The following is a 16,833-nucleotide window of genomic DNA, read 5'->3' as shown; positions in this document are numbered from 1 at the left end:
AGATTTATATGTGAACAATTAAATAACTTTGCGTTACATAGTTTCTGTAAAAAGGTGAATGGATACAGCTAGCAGAATAATAATCACGGGGGGTATGGCATATCAGTGTAAATAGCAACCGGGAGTATTCTATAAGTTAAAAACGTTTTTTCTCGTTAAGTAAAACGCAGTTCCGACAGAAAGAGGAGGGGATTGCCAGAATTGTGGGTGTTATCACAGGGATATTTTGTGTGAAGTTGATCACGTTTTTAAACCCTGTTAGGGTAAAAGGCGGTTAAACAACGCTCTGCCAGGCGTCAACAGGTTCGGTTGTACAGGCTGTAACCAGCCAGTGTAAGTAAACCTGCTACGCTTGAACAAGGTAAGTCGGCATGTACGGCTTAATACGCGCAATGTCGGTATGGCATATCAAATGCGCGGTTCAGGGCGAAAGTCAAAAGAGGACATCATGTTAAAAAGGAAGAAAGTTAAACCTATTACGCTGCGCGATGTAACCATCATTGATGACGGTAAGTTGCGAAAAGCAATAACTGCCGCTTCACTCGGTAACGCGATGGAATGGTTTGATTTTGGCGTATATGGGTTCGTAGCTTACGCACTGGGTAAAGTGTTTTTTCCTGATGCCAACCCCAGTGTGCAAATGATTGCCGCGCTGGCGACCTTCTCCGTTCCGTTCCTGATTCGCCCGCTGGGTGGTTTGTTTTTCGGGATGCTTGGCGATAAATATGGGCGGCAGAAAATCCTCGCTATCACCATTGTGATTATGTCCGTCAGTACATTCTGTATTGGGCTTATTCCCTCGTATGCCTCTATTGGTATTTGGGCGCCTATCCTGCTCTTGCTGTGCAAAATGGCACAGGGGTTTTCAGTGGGCGGGGAATACACCGGCGCATCGATTTTCGTAGCGGAATACTCCCCGGACCGTCGACGCGGTTTTCTGGGCAGTTGGCTTGATTTTGGTTCGATAGCGGGCTTCGTTATCGGTGCGGGCGTCGTTGTGCTTATCTCCACCGTCGTTGGTGAAGAAAACTTCCTCAGTTGGGGCTGGCGTATTCCCTTCTTCCTGGCGTTGCCACTGGGGATAATCGGTCTCTATTTGCGCCATGCGCTGGAAGAGACTCCGGCGTTCCAGCAGCACGTGGATAAACTGGAGCAGGGCGATCGCGAAGGGCTGCAAAACGGCCCGAAAGTCTCCTTCAAAGAGATTGCGACAAAGCACTGGCGTAGTTTGCTGATCTGTATCGGTATGGTGATTGCGACCAACGTCACCTATTACATGTTGTTGACGTACATGCCGAGCTATCTGTCGCATAACCTGAACTATTCAGAAGACCACGGCGTGCTGATTATTATCGCGATTATGGTCGGTATGCTGTTTGTTCAGCCTGTGATGGGCTTACTGAGCGACCGTTTTGGCCGCCGTCCGTTTATTATTTTGGGGAGTGTGGCGCTGTTTGCGCTGTCCATTCCGGCATTTATCTTGATCAACAGCAACGTGACGGGGCTGATTTTCGCGGGATTGCTGATGCTGGCCGTGATTCTCAACTGTTTCATTGGCGTGATGGCATCGACCTTGCCGGCAATGTTCCCGACACACATTCGTTATAGCGCACTGGCGAGTGCCTTTAACATTTCGGTGCTGGTGGCTGGTCTGACCCCGACACTGGCCGCCTGGCTGGTTGAAAGTACGCAGAACCTGATGATGCCAGCTTATTATCTGATGGTTGTTGCGGTGATTGGTCTGATCACTGGGCTTACGATGAAGGAGACGGCGAACCGCCCATTAAAAGGTGCGACGCCTGCGGCCTCCGATATCCAGGAGGCAAAAGAGATCCTGCGCGAGCACCACGATAATATTGAACAGAAAATCGAAGACATCGATGCGGAAATTGCTGAGCTACAGGCGAAACGCTCACGCCTTGTCGACCAGCACCCACGGATTAACGAGTAACAGACAAAGCCCGGTTCACGTACCGGGCTTTTTTTATCAGCAGCCCGCCGCAATATAATCACCGCCAGGACTGACCGGAACGACGGTTAAGAACAACACCACGGCGAACAAAATCAGCGCCAGGCCGCCGACGATATTCAGTGCCGGTACCAGCCATGGCATGCTGCCGCTCTCCTCACCAAAAAAGGCAGCCGTCCGGTTGCGGGCATAACGCACTGCCAGTGACAGACCCATAATCGACAATGCGGTACCGAATGCCATTGTCATTACGGCTGCGATGCCCCAGCTCACAATGCCCAGCGCGTTAGAAAAGAGCAAAATCATGATTGCGCCGCTGCAGGGGCGTGCGCCAATGGCAAGTATGACACCCAGACGTGTTTTCCAGTCGCCCTGCGTACTGATTCCCACACCGTGGTTTCCGCAGCCGCAGTCGTCAGAATGCCGGTGAGACAGAGGCCTCATGGCAGTGATTTTCATTTTCTGCGGTTTGATGGTTTTTATCGCTTTGACGATGAGCCAGACGCCAAACCCACCCACCATAAACGCGCTGATTTTCTCAACGTACCAGCGACTCTCACTGAGATCGCCGGAGGCGAGGTTAAAACCAACCGCGAGGATGAAGACAAAAAGAATGGCGCTCACACCTTGCATGAGGCTGCCAAGAAACGGGATGACGCGGGCGGCGGTTTGGCTCTCCTGGTTGGTGCTGAGATAGGTTGTGACGATAAATTTTCCATGACCCGGCCCAACCGCATGTAACACGCCATAAAAGAACGAACCGGTCAGTAGCCACAGTCCACCGGCATACTGATGGTTATTCAGTTGCAGCAGGTACATCACCAGATAACGATGCAGCGTAATCTGGGTTGCCAGGCACCACTGGATAAAGGCATTCCAGTGCGCATGCAACGCGAAGGCAGCGGCCAGCAATAACATCACTGCTACGATGGCGCCAGGCAGACGCCATTGACGGGTAAGCGTTTGGGTTGTCATAAGCTTTGGGGGAATGGTTAAAGCATGACCGCAGTATAGGTGCTGCTTGTGGGGAGCTCCAGCCAGGGGAGGGGATGATCGTTACCAGACGTAAGTGGCGAGACGAAAAGAGCCTGTCTGGCTCATTGAGTGAGGGGGCGCTCGGTAAGCGCAGCGCACCCTGGATTCCCGGATACGGCGCAAGCGCCTTATCAGGGTTACATTTTAAAAAAAATGCGCGAAAACGCACCCGCCAGGGTGAAGGGAATATATGGCTCTGGACGCGCTGGCCCCGTAGGGGCTGAGGAATCCCCAGAAAAAGTGAAAGGCACGATGAAGTGTGATCTACTGGTTGCGCTAACAAATCAGAAGAGACCTCATCGTGCCTTTAAAGACAGTGTGCCAGAAATTCTTTTCCTCGTCTTTACGCGGGATTCATTCTTTCCGCATTAATGTCCTCACTTCCATGGCTGTTGCGCTCTGCAACGGTGCTGAACTCACCCTGACCAGTCTCGGACGCTCCCTTCCCGGTTCCGCTCACGTCAAAAATAAAATCAAACGGGTCGACCGTGCCCTCGGTAACTCCGCCCTTCACCGCGACCTTCCCCGTATCCAGATGCAGCTCACCCGTGCCATTACCTCCCTCATGCCGTTCTGCGTTATTGCTGTCGACTGGACCGGATGGCCTGATAAAAACTGGCATCTGCTGCGCGCAAGTCTGGTCTGTAACGGCCGCTCACTTCCGCTGATGAGCGAAGTCGTTCCGGCTGAACTCGCCCAGAACAGCAGGATACAGTGCGCCTTCCTCGACCGCCTCCATGCGGCTGTTCCGCCGGAAAAAGCGGTCACGATTATTACCGATGCCGGCTTTCGCACCGACTGGTTCCGTCACATCAGTCTGCTGGGCTGGTCCTTCGTCGGTCGGGTCAGAGGGCTCGTGTGCTTCCGGATGGACGGCGATACACGCTGGATGAAAATCAGCGACCTTCATGCCGGCGAATACCCGGTAAGAGTGGGTTATGGCGTCCTGGCCCGGAAACCCCGCACGCCCTGTTACGGTCACTTTTATCTGCAGAAACGCCCGGGAGCAGGCCGTCACGGCAAAGGGGGAATGCCAAAAACGCAGAGAGAGCATCGTCGCAGCGCACAGGAGCCGTGGCTGCTGTTCAGCAATGTGGCAGGTATGGAGCCAGCACAGATAATGACGCTGTACAGTCGCCGGATGCAGATAGAGCAGAACTTCCGGGATGAAAAAAGCCCGCGCTTCGGGTTCGGACTGAGGCTGAGCCGCAGCCAGGGCAATGGACGTCTGGCGGTACTGAGCGTCGTGGCGGCCATGGCGAGTCTGGTGATGTGGCTGGCAGGGTATCTGGCGGAGAAAAAGCAGCGCCACCTGCGCTATCAGGCAAACAGTATAAAAGACAAAAGGATCCTGTCTTATGTGAGGCTGGCGGTTGAGGTTCTGCGGCATGAGCCCGGAATACTAAGGCGGCTGAATATCGCTAATGCACTGAAAATGTTAGGTAAAGAGTACAGTAATATGGTCATGGTGAACTGACCATATTACTGGGGATCTCTCAGCCCGTAGGGGTGAGCCGCTTGCGGCGAATAATCGAACGGAGTTCGATGGAGAGTCCGTATCGCCAAAAGCAAAAACCCGCCTTGTGGGCGGGTTCTCTGAATAAGTGGTGCCGGACTCGGAATCGATGTTGATAAGCAATATATTGATATTTAAATGATATTTTCAATGTGGTTGTTTTTGTGCCCTCATTTATACCCTCATTCCTGAATGATAGTAAAAAGGGGATCGCATTCAGGAACGGGATGGCAAAGCTGAGGGATAATACCTCGCGAGAATCTCATTCATTTTATCAACCAGATCTGGCCTTTTAAAGATAATGTGGCCGCTGACGTTCTGGAAATACTTTATCCTGAACAGCTCATCTTCGCAGTCGGATGAACGCTCAGACGTAGGGTTATGAGCTTCATATTCTTTCCTCCTTTATACCGGGTTTTGTGTAAACCGTTTTTAATCCGGTCGCGAGTCTTGCCCGTAAAACGTCCAGCGTGGTTAAGAACGGCGACTGCTCCAGCCAGGCAACTCCCCGTCTGTCCGTGCGCACCAGGTCATGACGTTCAGCCAGGAAATTCACGGCATCCACCAGTGTGATACCGGCATCAATATGTTTTCGGATGACCCGGTCATCACAGAACGGTGTGTCATCCAGGGTGAGTCCGTAATGTTTATTCAGCAGATAAGTCAGTAAGGTCTGCCATGCCTGTACGGGCGACAGGCACGGGGACACCGGCACCGTGGCCGGTGCAGTGATGTGTTTCATACGAAATCCTCGTGGAATTAATGTCAGAAGGGCCAGTGTGCCGGGTCAGCCGTACAGCATCCGGGCAACCACGAACGCGCTGTTGTTGTCTTCGAACCAGACCCAGATATCCAGGACCGGCGTACCGGCAGGGAAGTGAATAAATGCGTCACGGATAACCAGGGAGCCGTCTTCCTCAGTGACGGCGATGTTCTCCAGTTCCCGCCATAAGCCATACAGGTGTTCAATGGGGACAAGCATGTCTGCCTCCTTTATGCTGGCTGTGGAGCCGGATAAACAGAAACGTAAACATAACCACAGCTTCCCCGCGTGTCGGCCTCGCAAATCAGACCTTCCTTTTCCCGTCTGAGGGTGTGTGCCTTATGCGGGTCCAGTTCACCGGAACGCAGCGCGGATTCCATCCGTCGGATAAATACCGGAAAGCTGCGGTCCAGCGCACGTAACTGCATGGCGGAGAACGTTCCGTAGAGCCCGGCCCTGTCCCCCAGGTAATGCAGGCGGTTTCCCTCCTGGACCAGGCGGGCACCAAAGCAGGGGGTGATATCGTGGCGCAGTCCCCATGGCGGGGATGTGTATAATGTCATGAGTTATTACTCCGGAAATGGATAACGTTTATGGTCAGGGCCTTCAAATCAGGCCCTGCTCTGCAAAGGACAGAATGTCGCCGCGACCGGCGATGAGGTGGTCCAGCACACGGACATCAACCAGCCCGAGGGCCTGTATCAGTCGTTGCGTGATGGTTCTGTCGGCATGGCTCGGGTCGGTACAGCCGGAAGGATGGTTATGGGCCAGGATGACAGCAGCGGCATTGTGACGCAGTGCCCCTTTGACAATTTCACGGGCGTGAACCTCCGTCTGGCTAATCGTGCCGAAAAAGACCGTATCGCTTTCCAGCAGGCGGTGCTGGTTGTCGAGGTAAAGCACCATAAAGACCTCGCGCTCCAGTCCGGCCATCTGCAGACGCAGCATGTCCCGGACGGCATGGCTGGAAGTCAGCGACTGACCGGGTGTTCTGAGATGCCGGTCGAGCAAGCGTAAGGCGAGTTTCACGATGCGCAGGGACGCCGGGGGCATCCCCGGCGGGGCTGTCAGTAATAATTCAGACATGGCGGGTTTCTCAGTCAGTGAGGTTCAGGATATCCCGGGATTCCGGGTGGCGAAGTGCGTAGTCGCGAAGGCGGTAGTAATGCTCTGCCATGTCACCCCGGGCGGTGACAAAGGACAGGTGGCTGTATGTCATCAGACAGGCGGCAATGCCTGCCGCTTCGGCGCCCAGCGTGGCACGGTTGCCGTTTGATTTACAGTACAGGTCATACGTCTCCTGGCTGTCCGGCGCCATAAACACACCGCCGTTGCTGAGGGTGTAAAAATGCCAGTAGCCGCCGCTGTATTCCCGGTACAGGCGGCTGAACCAGCTCAGGATAGTCAGCTCCGGCGACAGCCACGGCGGGACGGTCCCGAAGTGCCGCCGCCAGAAATCCTGGCGTTCATGTTCAGGGACGACAGAGACGTAAAGTGCAGACAATTCGCGGCAGGCGTCATCCGCCGGAAGGGGATGTCCGGTCTGGTTCATGGTGTTTCTCCGTAATATTTTAAAAATCAGGGGGGCAGACAGATACAGGGCGGGATGACAGGGATGAGGGACAGTGAAGCGCGGTGGCTATGAACACAGTGACAGCATGTTTTCCGCCATCACCCACAGGGCACGGTTGAGCTTCACATCGCTGTCGATACCTTTCACGGCCCGGGTGTGCATGCGTTTACCCTGCGTGCTCTTTCCGTACAGCCCGCCTTTCATCAGGTTTTCCTGTATGCGCTGGTAGGTGGTCCACAGGTCGTGGCTCTCATCCTGCCAGCGGCGTGGCGACAGGATTTGTGCTTCAGTCACCGGCTGGTGTTCCTCGCCGAACCGGTAGGTGATGGCGGCTTTCGCCAGCACCTGCTGCGCGGGCGGCGGCAACAGCAGTGACTGCATCGCATCCCGCTTCTCCTCCACCCGGTCAAACACCCCCAGCACTTCATAAGCCCCTTCAATGACTTTCCCGACAACATCCCCCTTATGGGGCACCCGGACCTCGCCAAAGGACTCACCGCAAATCAGCCCGTTCTGGCACACCGCACGAAACAGTCCCGGCAGCATCTGATAGCTGCTTGAGCCATCATGACTGTTGAGCAGGATGATTTCGGGCACCTGTTTACCGGCAATCTGGCCTTCGCGGCGCAGGCGCAGCATGTGTTTGGTGTGTTCGCGTTTGCTCTGATCGCGCACACGGGTCTGGCATGCGAAGAACGGCTGAAAGCCTTCCCGCTGCAGGTTGTCGAGCAGGGTGATGGTGGGAATGCAGGTATAGCGTTCACTGCGTGATGCATGTTTTTCTTCACTGAACACACTTGGCACATAGTACGCCAGTTCATCACGGGTTAACGGGCGATCACGGCGGACAAGGTTCACCGCACCAAAGCGGCTGGCGAGTTTCATAAACGTTTCCTTTATAGTGAGACAAAAGAAAACGCCCGCTCGAATGAGCAGGGCGTTGATGATGGGGTAATTATCGTCCAGATTACTGGCTGGTATTGAACGTCCAGGTGCCCTTATCAGTATCAATGGCAATTTCAAGTATGTTACAGGCTGACATAAAGCCTTTGCCGACAAATAAACGGTCAACGGTATTACCGAATCCCAGCCTGACTGGTTTCCAGGGCATGGCTTCGGCATCCTGGCAGTTGCCACGGTTTACGACAATCTTCTTTATCACCACCGAATCTGACCGGGAAGTAATATAGACTTTACTGTACAGCGCACCAGCATTGCTGGGGCCGGAGCTCACTTTGAAGGGGGCCTCAGCAGCCATAGCCGTAGACGAAGCCATCCCGATAATTGCCGCGAGTAATATGCTTTTCATTCGTTTTTCCTTAACTGAGGTTAGCGTGCGAACTCTGCCACACAGGATGATTCGGTATATGCCGGTAAAACACTGGTTGCACCTTTGAGGGTAAAGGTGGCGGGTTTCACACCATCGCCGGACACAGTTACCTGCCTGCCGGTTCGCAGTCTGTCCCACATCCAGGCAAAATTATCCGAACCCACATGACTGGCTGTTTCGCTGACCTCAGCAGTGTCTTCCTGGTCAATTTTCACCAGGATGCGCTGATTATTGTCGGTGCTGACCCGTCGCCCGGACTCATCAGTGAACATAAGCATTTCAGGTCTATCACCGTGGCTGTCGCAGGCAAGGTAAAGCTGTGACTGCCCTTTACCGAGAATGGTGTACTCAGCCGTACCCTGCGTATTACCACTGACCCACGTCTCCGTACTACCAAAGGCATGAGAGGCAACAGGCACCAGCGCCGATGCGAGAAGGGTTGTAATTAAAAATGTTTTTTCCATGACGTATTCCTGTCAGAAGCCTGCCATCTCACCGGGGTGGTGATAATGAACAGCAGGCAGACCATATAGATGATGAATGTGATATATCCGCACGGGAGCCGGACAGACGGATAAGGGTTTTCATGCGCGGCCTTAGCGATAAGCCAGTACATCAGCCCGACCAGTCCGACCCACAGAAGTAACAATGGAAGACACCTCCCTGAATATGCGAAGAATTCTGCGATTTATCGCATTGATTTTTAATGAGAAAATAGATTGGCAGAGCAGTCCCTGAGGGATTTTATAACCTGGAACTGATTGCGGATAATGAATAAACCCGATCGGTTCGATCGACAAAATCGATCATCAAGCAGCAAATTTAGTTATCGGCTGACCTCTCCGGGTTTATCAAAAGTCGTCAGCCAAAGAAGAACGACCAGACAGAGCGGGCCGCACGGGCAACTGAATGTGTGGCAGCCTGCAGTACCGTGCGGGCCATATGGGGCAAAGGGGCAAGTTCGATAACCTTATTTATTACGTCTACAACAGCATCGCCAAAGCTACCGCTGGCGGTACTGACAATCATTTCCGTTCGATACCTTTTATGGAGGTGGGGGACAAACGGGCTGCGTGCCTGCTTTGGGAGGCGGGTTATCATCGATTCCACCAGACGAGAAAGACGATAACGTCCCCGGACCGAAACCGGCAGAATATCCGTTTCGGTGATACCTAACTGACGGGCCACCGACTGCAGCTTCTGCGCAATCCGTTCAGCCTGTAGCGCCGATGGCTGAGAAGATGACCAGTTCCACTGTTCGGCTGGTTCGGTTTTATCGACCTGGTTAATCACCCATAAAACAGACGGTAGTGAGCCACTGTACGGTGCAAATACATCCTGATAAAACTGTTCTTCCACTGAAAAAGCCCGGTCATCAGCTTTGAGCACCCACAACACCATATCAAGCTGTGGCAGGAGGGTTTGATACAGCTCGCGGTATTCGCCGTCACGGATAATGCTCTCGCCCACACCAGGCAAATCAACCAGTGTCAGGTAATGGTTGCCGAAGCGCAGCCGGACACGCTGCGGCTGACGGGTGCAGGCTTCCACTGCATTCACGGCGCAGACTTCACTACGGAATAGAGCATTGCACAGTGAGGACTTCCCTACGCCAGTTTTGCCCATAAGGCCAATCACGGGTTCATACGTGACGAGTTGATTGAGTTCTTTCAGCAAATGTTGTCGAAGTGAGCGTGGATAGCGCCGCAGGTGACGGCGGATAATGGCGTAGCCCGAGAGATGTTTCATGCTGGCCTCTGAATGAAAAAAAGGCCATCCGGAATGGATGGCCTGACTTAAGTAAACGGGAGGGAATTCAGTAAAATGATATATAACTGAGAATTTATTAGTTTTTCTGGTTCAACTCTTGCCAGGTTTTTTCTATCAGATATTCAATCACATCAGCCCTGTTTCGGTTAAAGCGTTTCTCCAGTTTTACCAGCGTCTTTTTTGCACTTTCAGAAATACGAATATTAACCGGAGACTTAACCGCTACTTTCTTACGATGCTTCATATTTGCATAGCGTTTGCGCAACGTATTAAGAAACAGTTGCTTTGTGTCTGGCTCTTCCTCCCAGAGATAATATAGTGCAGGAACAGCAAGGTTTTGCATCTCATGAACAAGGTTAATATTTTTAAAATCCCGAAGGATTTTTCGATGCAGACCGAATTGAGCCATTATCCATGCAATGTTTTCAGGCTCTGCGTCAGTTATCCAGGAAAAATCTTTTCTATATCGTTCCTTATTGTAAAAATACTCATCCCTTAGTTCCGCTATAATGGCATCTTTGCGTTTAATCCGATGAGGTAGCATATCCAGGATGGATAATATTGCCAGATAACATTGTTCCGGCGTGTCAGGGACTGATGACGACATGTGCTCACCAGTAAGCCAGAAATGCCCCTCCCGTCGGTAATAATATCGAGGGTTCACTTCATTACTCTCCGTCATCCCGAATGTTACGTATTCTTTTACTAATCCTAACCAGAAATACAGACAACCATAAGCATCCCGCCTGAGCCATGACAACTGAGATTCATCAACACTACGTTCACGGTAATTTGTGGCATACCGGAGCACTGCTCTGAGAATATGTGCGTCACCGTCATTATTTTGTATTTCATCATCAATGATACCGTTAATTTTATCCTGAATTTGTTGACGGTTCTTTTGCGAACTGAAAGCAAAGCGTCTGGCATCTTCTGCATGACCAAGGCGCCAGAGAAGATAGACCCCTTCCCTGACTGAATTCACTTCAATATACCTGTGCATACAGCTCCCTCTGATAACATTGAATAAAAATTATTGACAAGTATACGTTGAGTATAAAAACAGAAATGTGAAGCATCACAAAGAATTCAACTGAATATACATAGCAATATCTGAAGGAAGAACCACAATCACAAGCTGGATTCACTGCATAAACCAAGTGGCTTTCATTGAGTTATCACGCAGATATCAGATGAATATCATGCAATTACACATCTTTATAATTAACTTAAATCAATGAGTTAACTTCGAATGCGCTCATGGTTTCATTCTTATTAAGGATATTCTATCTCTCATTATAACAGGATTATAATGCTACAGGTTCAGTGTGAGAACATCTGGTTTGGATGGAGGCACTTTATCCGCGGCGTTCGTACTTTCATTTTTTATACTGTCTTGCAATTATACAAAACGTTACCTTTACAGGTACCGGCGTAGCCGTTGTGCCAATATAAGTGACCGGGGGTGGGACACACATCACTCTGATATCAGAGTGGTGAAGATAATATACGCTGGGTGTAGAGGAGTAAGCACAGTGAACGACATTCTCAGAGAGTATTATCGTAAGTGGCGGGAAGGTATGCGTAGCATAACACCTGTACGGCAGCTTACGGGAATGCGCGGTGATGTTACTCAGGTGAAGTTGGATTAACAGTGTTCTCCCGGACGACGTGTATGGCCAGAAATATACAACGCTAAATCTTTAGCCTGAGACTGACTGAAACCCTCAAAATAGATTAATTTAGGTTATTAGTGTTATTTTATAAAGAAGCGTACTGATACTCCCCATCGGCACCACATCAACGAGATATCCATCAGCAGAGTTTAGTCGCATACACTCAGCGTAATTAATCTCATCTCCAGTCTGATTGTAATGCACTTATGCTGAACAATAGTCCCGGATATTACCCTGAGGATGATATGAGCAATATCCCCTCACGCTGATAATACTCTGCTGATGGTACCAGTGACGGCGTTAAGCATGAACCTGACGGATAACCTGATTCATTCCACGCAGTAAAAAATAACACGCGGCTGTTATCCCATGAACACTAATAATCACGGGATAATATCATGCTTCACAATACCAACCGAAATCACGTACCCGATAACTTGCTGCAGAACGTATTATTCACTCATCAGAACCAGCTCTTCAACTGCTACTCGAAACTCTTAATGCTTCGGGTGGATTTTGCCTACCGCCAGGAGAGTGACTCATTTAACGCCGCTGACGTGAATCAACTGGTCGCCGATATAACCTGGCTGACGGAACGATGTACGACACTATTGGGGCTGGTTGGTTACGCATGGGTGCTGGAATACGGTGAAGATCACCGTTACCACATTCATGCGGCGTTTTATCTCAACGGTCAGCGTCACAGGAAGGTCTGGTGCTTCTGGGAAGCCATTCAGTCGCTGTGGGAGGACATCACGGATGGAGAAGGCTATGCGCACCGCTGTGAGCCTAAAGGACATTACAGGATTCGGGGAGAGCGCGTAGTTAGCTTTTCCGACAGCAGAGGACGGGAGGGCATGCAGTACATCCTGAGCTACCTGGGTAAGCAGTCGCAGCGGACAGAGCGGCGGATTTACAGAGTAAGTGCTGTCCCGGCCCCGGCAGTCAATGGCAGACACCGCAGAAGCCTCATCAGCGAATAAAAAAATACGCCACGGGCACATCGTTTGAAGAAGTCTGCAGCATTCAACTTGGCTTCTTCTCCCATATCACCAACGGAGAAAAACGATGACCACAGATTACAGCGTTCTTAAAGACCAACTGGTAACGATGGCGTTTATCACCCAGCTCACCGGCTTAACCGACAAATGGTTCTATAAGCTCATACAGGACGGTGAGTTCCCGAAACCCATTAAGCTGGGCAGAAGCTCCCGCTGGCTTGAAAGCGAAGTGGAAGCCTGGTTACAGCAACGCATTGCAAATTCCCGTCCGTAATCTATCGAACGCAATCACATTCCCCATCTGATTTAACGCCACCAGTCGTATGACCTGCACTGCTGCCCTCCCCGGGATGGTTTACGCCTGCGCGGTCGTATGGCAAAGGACCAATACTATGACGATTTATGCCAAATCTTTTATCGCGCTTGACGGTAATCAGCGCCTCACGGGCGCGGTCACTGCACAGCTTTACCCTTACGACCGCTACACCTGCCACCTCTGCGGCAGCGCCCTGGTATTCCACCCGGAATGGGTCACCAATCGCCCGTGGTTTGAGCACACATGGGAAGACCTGACCGAGAACGGTCGTCACCATTGCCCGTACGTACGCCCTGAGCCTAAGGAAGCCAGGCGGGTGCGCATGCTGCGTCGCTATGTGCCGGATGTCTTACCTCTGGTGCGAAAGGCCAACTGGCACTGTTCGGAGTGCGACAGCGATTACCACGGCGAACGGTACTGCCTGACCTGCCGTACTGGCGACCACAGCACCGAAGTTATCAGCAACGAGGTGGAATGATATGCGTACCACAACGAGCAGTGTTTATCCCCGGGGGATGGTTCTATCTGCGGAGGGAGGGGTGCCATGATGCAATTTAGACCGGTTGAACACGCCATCACCGAAGACGGTGAATGGGTGACCGTACAGCAAGTCCCTTACCACTACCGAGGGCGTTTGCTGTGTGATTCCTGCCATACTGAGGTGATTATTCAGGAGGTTGCTTCGGGGAAGGAGATATTTGTCCATGCCCGAAGCAACCGGAGAGAGAGGCTTAACAATCAGGGCTGCCGATACGCGATAAGTCCACCAAGGCGAGCTGCACCGGTAAGGCCTGCAGCCAGACGAGAGCGGAATTCGGCTAGCCGGGCGCCGCTGAACACTCGGACCCGAAACTGGCGTTGTACCCGGTGTGAACATACTTACTTCGGCGGTAAGAAATGCCCACGCTGTAACGACTGGATCTATACCGTGTCACGATAACTACTGGGTTCAGGCGTCAGAACAGAGTCAGTTCGAATATCGTTCTGGCGCAGTACTCTGACCTGTAAGTGAGCTGATGGCGCTACAACGTTTATTGCTGACGACAGACCAGAAGCGGGAAGCCGTGATAGTGATGTGCAAAGCGACCAGTCTGTCGCAACGTCATGCCTGCAAGCTTACAAGTTTGTCTCTGTCGACCTGCCGCTATGAGGCTCTGCGTCCGATGGCTAATGCGCATTTATCAGGGCGCATCACTGAACTGGCACTGGAGCGCGGGCGTTTTGGCTATCGCCGCATCTGGCAGTTACTGCGCCGTGAAGGCCTTCATGTTAATCACAAGCACGTGTACCGCCTTTATCATCTCAGCGGGCTGGACGTAAAACGCAGACGACGTCGTAAAGACCTGGCAGCGGAACGTCTGCCGCTGCTTTGCCCTGCAGCGCCCAACCTGACCTGGTCGATGGATTTCGTCATGGACGCGCTGGACACAGGTTGCAGGATCAAGTGCCTGGCCTGTGTGGACGACTTCACGAAGGCGTGTCTGACAATTATCACCGCATTCGGGTTTTCAGGCGTTCAGGTCACGGGTATTCTGGACAGTGTTGCACTGTTTCGGGGCTATCCGGCGACGACAAGAACGGACCAGGGGCCGGAGTTCACTTACCTCGCACTGGATCAATGGGCCTTTGAGCATGGTGTTGAGTTACGCTTAATCCAGCCGGGCAAGCCAACGCAGAACGGATTTATTGATAGCTTTAACGGACGATTTCGCGATGAATGTCTGAATGAGCACTGGTTCAGCGATATCGTTCACGCCAGGAAAAACAGCCACAGCGCGATAGTTACCGCCGGATTGAGATGAGCACCGGATACCCCCGCCGTCAGATAGCTAGCCATTGCCACGCCCAGCCCCCAGATGATACTGACTTCCCATTGCCCGAAGCTGGCTCCTGCCACTTTCAGTGCCGCGACACAACCCGTCCCAAAGAAAATAAGCAAACCAGTACCGAGGAACTCGGCAATGCATTGCCCCTGTATAGTTGACGTCTGACTCATAATCGGACTCCTTAAAAATAGCGTTTAATAAAAAAGTGTTAATCTGGCTACCTCATTAATCAGTTTCGCAGGCTAAAACCAGGCCAGTCGCTACTGCATTACGCGGTCCTTCCGTTCCCCGAATATTGCCCTGCCCGGCGACCACACCATAGTGTGCCAGGGCCTCAGTGAGCAGTTGCGGGATCTCAAAGTCCAGCGATGAGCCCCCCACCAGGACCACAAAGGTAATATCGCGGATAGAACCACCCGGAGAAACCTGCCGTAGCGCGCGCAGACAATTGGTGACAAACACTTTTTCTTTTGCCTGTCGACGCACAAGGCGGATTTTTTCCAGCGAGTTTGGACTATCAATTGGCACCAGTTCGCCATCCCTGATATACACGACTCTGGCGAACACCGAGGGACTCAGTGCGTCGCGAAAAAACTCAACCGCCCCGTTCTCGTGACGAATACTGAACAGGCTCTCAACTTTCGCCAATGGGTATTTTTTTATCTCTTCCGCAAGCTGTAGATCGTCAAGCCCCAGCTCGGTTTTAATCAGTAGGCTGACCATATTACCCGCCCCAGCCAGATGTACAGATTTCACCCTGCCGTCAGCGTTGATAATAGCGGCATCGGTGGAGCCTGCGCCTAAATCCAGAATGGCCAGTGGTGCCGCACACCCGGGGGTAGTCAACGCACCAGCGATAGCCATGTTGGCTTCCACGCCCCCCACTTCAACCTCTGTTTTCAGACGTACATTCAGTTCACTGGCAATCGCCTGCATTTGCAGACGATCTGATTTCACCATCGCTGCGATACCTACCGCATTCTCCATCGAATACTCACCGGCAATGCCCCCCTGTACTTTGCGTGGAATAAAGGTATCCACCGCCAGCAAATCCTGGATATGCACAGCGCTCATCTCATGTCCGCTCAGTGAGGCCATGACCTTGCGCACACGTTCCAGCATGCCGCCTGCGTGAGTACCTGCCTCTCCACGAATATCCAGCACTGGCGCACAGCTACTCATCGCCTGCATGATGCTTTCGGCTCCATGCGCCACATCCGCTTCACCGCCACGTTTCTCACCGCTGATGTAAAGTTTCCCGGCAGGGATCACCCGGGAGCGCACATCACCCTGTGGGGTTTTAAGCACAACAGCCGAACGGTTACCAATCAATGCCCGGGCGACGGGCACAATGGTCTGCGTTTCTTCCGGCGTCAGGGCAAAAAAGGTTGCAATACCATAGGGATTAGACAGTACCCGCACGACCTGGCCGGCTACTGCCACCTCGACAACAGCCAGTACACCTTCCGGCACCTGCTCCAGCAGCGTCACTTCATCCACTACCGGCATCGTCCTGCGTAGCCGGTTGTTGATCAGTACTCCGTCATCTTTTTTCAGGATAGCCGCCACCACATTGATACCCAGGTCCAGAGCCTCATTCAGCAGCCAGACTGCTTCCAGAAAATCCATATCCTCGCCGATAAGCGGGATCCAACCTCTGGCAAACTGCGCTTCGTCAAGTGCCGCCAGGCGATGCACGGCGATGGTCGTCCCAACACCTATCCCCGCCCCGCCGGGCGTCTGCGGATTGTGGCCGATCATTGTAGACTCAGTGATGATGGTTTCAGTGATAGTTTCCATCGCCACATCGCCAATCACTGGCGCCGCTTCGTTGATGCAAATCTTTGCCACGTCCGCAAGTGACCATGGGGTATTATCCAGTGCCTGTTGTAACGAGGCGATCACCCCGGCGATATTGTCCCGCGTCCCTTTCATGCCTGTTGTGGCGACGATACCACTTGCGACAAAACGTGTAGCCCGATGGTCCCTGAACGCCAGAGCCACTTCAGTAGTGGCGTTGCCGATATCAATCCCCGCAATTAACGGCATAATCTCCCT

At 52.3% G+C, this 16,833-nt stretch carries 18 protein-coding genes and 3 pseudogenes; 7 read left to right on the top strand and 14 right to left on the bottom strand.

What is annotated here, in order from left to right:
• Positions 1–448: 448 nt before the first annotated feature.
• Positions 449–1,951 carry a glycine betaine/L-proline transporter ProP gene (gene proP / locus MRY16398_RS26515; RefSeq protein ID WP_039077934.1) on the top strand — a complete coding sequence of 501 codons (1,503 nt, stop codon included), beginning with the start codon at positions 449–451 and terminating at the stop codon, positions 1,949–1,951.
• A gap of 36 nt (positions 1,952–1,987) precedes the next feature.
• Here proP and MRY16398_RS26510 read toward each other — a convergent pair whose 3' ends face one another.
• Positions 1,988–2,944 (bottom strand): nickel/cobalt transporter, encoded by a 957-nt coding sequence (locus tag MRY16398_RS26510; RefSeq protein ID WP_125125494.1) that lies wholly within the window; start codon positions 2,942–2,944, stop codon positions 1,988–1,990.
• Between the two features lie 361 nt (positions 2,945–3,305).
• Here MRY16398_RS26510 and MRY16398_RS26505 point away from each other — a divergent pair, with 361 nt between their 5' ends.
• The gene (locus MRY16398_RS26505) at positions 3,306–4,481 is read left to right on the top strand and encodes an IS4 family transposase (protein WP_125124097.1); all 1,176 of its coding nucleotides are present in this window, start codon (positions 3,306–3,308) and stop codon (positions 4,479–4,481) included.
• Between the two features lie 255 nt (positions 4,482–4,736).
• On the opposite strand, the pseudogene MRY16398_RS26500 reads toward MRY16398_RS26505, so the two are convergent.
• The 11 genes and pseudogenes from MRY16398_RS26500 to MRY16398_RS26450 form a co-directional block, all read right to left on the bottom strand.
• Positions 4,737–4,889, bottom strand: a pseudogene (locus MRY16398_RS26500) (DUF4942 domain-containing protein); the annotation flags it as partial.
• Between the two features lie 19 nt (positions 4,890–4,908).
• Positions 4,909–5,262, bottom strand: coding sequence for a TA system toxin CbtA family protein (locus MRY16398_RS26495; RefSeq protein WP_065945103.1), 354 nt, complete (start codon positions 5,260–5,262; stop codon positions 4,909–4,911).
• A 45-nt stretch (positions 5,263–5,307) separates the two neighbouring features.
• A complete protein-coding gene (locus MRY16398_RS26490; protein ID WP_125125493.1) occupies positions 5,308–5,502 on the bottom strand; it encodes a hypothetical protein in 195 nt (64 codons plus the stop codon).
• 11 nt (positions 5,503–5,513) lie between these two features.
• Positions 5,514–5,846, bottom strand: coding sequence for a type IV toxin-antitoxin system YeeU family antitoxin (locus tag MRY16398_RS26485; protein WP_125125492.1), 333 nt, complete (start codon positions 5,844–5,846; stop codon positions 5,514–5,516).
• Positions 5,847–5,889: 43 nt separating this feature from the next.
• Positions 5,890–6,369, bottom strand: coding sequence for a RadC family protein (gene radC, locus MRY16398_RS26480; RefSeq protein ID WP_071194571.1), 480 nt, complete (start codon positions 6,367–6,369; stop codon positions 5,890–5,892).
• 10 nt (positions 6,370–6,379) lie between these two features.
• Positions 6,380–6,835, bottom strand: a complete 456-nt coding sequence (locus MRY16398_RS26475; protein WP_103280768.1) for an antirestriction protein — start codon at positions 6,833–6,835, stop codon at positions 6,380–6,382.
• An 87-nt stretch (positions 6,836–6,922) separates the two neighbouring features.
• Complete coding sequence (locus MRY16398_RS26470; RefSeq protein WP_125125491.1) at positions 6,923–7,741, bottom strand: DUF932 domain-containing protein; 819 nt, start codon at positions 7,739–7,741, stop codon at positions 6,923–6,925.
• An 82-nt stretch (positions 7,742–7,823) separates the two neighbouring features.
• The gene (locus tag MRY16398_RS26465; RefSeq protein WP_103280766.1) at positions 7,824–8,165 is read right to left on the bottom strand and encodes a hypothetical protein; all 342 of its coding nucleotides are present in this window, start codon (positions 8,163–8,165) and stop codon (positions 7,824–7,826) included.
• A gap of 20 nt (positions 8,166–8,185) precedes the next feature.
• The gene (locus tag MRY16398_RS26460) at positions 8,186–8,650 is read right to left on the bottom strand and encodes a hypothetical protein (RefSeq protein WP_103280765.1); all 465 of its coding nucleotides are present in this window, start codon (positions 8,648–8,650) and stop codon (positions 8,186–8,188) included.
• Between the two features lie 397 nt (positions 8,651–9,047).
• Complete coding sequence (locus MRY16398_RS26455; RefSeq protein WP_103280763.1) at positions 9,048–9,935, bottom strand: GTPase family protein; 888 nt, start codon at positions 9,933–9,935, stop codon at positions 9,048–9,050.
• Positions 9,936–10,032: 97 nt separating this feature from the next.
• Positions 10,033–10,959 (bottom strand): hypothetical protein, encoded by a 927-nt coding sequence (locus MRY16398_RS26450; RefSeq protein WP_125125490.1) that lies wholly within the window; start codon positions 10,957–10,959, stop codon positions 10,033–10,035.
• A 1,071-nt stretch (positions 10,960–12,030) separates the two neighbouring features.
• On the opposite strand from MRY16398_RS26450, the gene MRY16398_RS26445 reads away from it, so the two are divergent.
• The 5 genes and pseudogenes from MRY16398_RS26445 to MRY16398_RS26425 form a co-directional block, all read left to right on the top strand.
• Entirely contained in the window at positions 12,031–12,615 is a 585-nt protein-coding gene (locus tag MRY16398_RS26445; RefSeq protein WP_103280761.1) for a rolling circle replication-associated protein, read from the top strand.
• An 85-nt stretch (positions 12,616–12,700) separates the two neighbouring features.
• Positions 12,701–12,907 carry a helix-turn-helix transcriptional regulator gene (locus tag MRY16398_RS26440; RefSeq protein ID WP_103280760.1) on the top strand — a complete coding sequence of 69 codons (207 nt, stop codon included), beginning with the start codon at positions 12,701–12,703 and terminating at the stop codon, positions 12,905–12,907.
• Positions 12,908–13,025: 118 nt separating this feature from the next.
• Positions 13,026–13,427 carry a putative zinc ribbon protein gene (locus tag MRY16398_RS26435; RefSeq protein ID WP_103280759.1) on the top strand — a complete coding sequence of 134 codons (402 nt, stop codon included), beginning with the start codon at positions 13,026–13,028 and terminating at the stop codon, positions 13,425–13,427.
• Between the two features lie 66 nt (positions 13,428–13,493).
• On the top strand, positions 13,494–13,889 hold the full coding sequence (locus MRY16398_RS31345) for a putative zinc ribbon protein (protein ID WP_125125489.1): 396 nt from the start codon (positions 13,494–13,496) through the stop codon (positions 13,887–13,889).
• Positions 13,890–13,965: 76 nt separating this feature from the next.
• A pseudogene (locus tag MRY16398_RS26425) lies at positions 13,966–14,712 on the top strand (IS3 family transposase); the annotation flags it as partial.
• Here MRY16398_RS26425 and MRY16398_RS26420 read toward each other — a convergent pair.
• A pseudogene (locus MRY16398_RS26420) lies at positions 14,712–14,945 on the bottom strand (aquaporin); the annotation flags it as partial. The pseudogenes MRY16398_RS26425 and MRY16398_RS26420 overlap by 1 nt on opposite strands.
• 55 nt (positions 14,946–15,000) lie before the next feature.
• On the bottom strand, positions 15,001–16,824 hold the full coding sequence (locus tag MRY16398_RS26415; RefSeq protein WP_063145740.1) for a diol dehydratase reactivase subunit alpha: 1,824 nt from the start codon (positions 16,822–16,824) through the stop codon (positions 15,001–15,003).
• Positions 16,825–16,833 lie beyond the last annotated feature (9 nt).

This window comes from Phytobacter sp. MRY16-398 (assembly GCF_003925915.1).
In the GTDB taxonomy this organism is placed as follows: domain Bacteria; phylum Pseudomonadota; class Gammaproteobacteria; order Enterobacterales; family Enterobacteriaceae; genus Phytobacter; species Phytobacter diazotrophicus.
The sequence above is the reverse complement of the archived record's forward strand: the minus strand, read 5'-3'. Positions and strand labels throughout refer to the sequence as shown.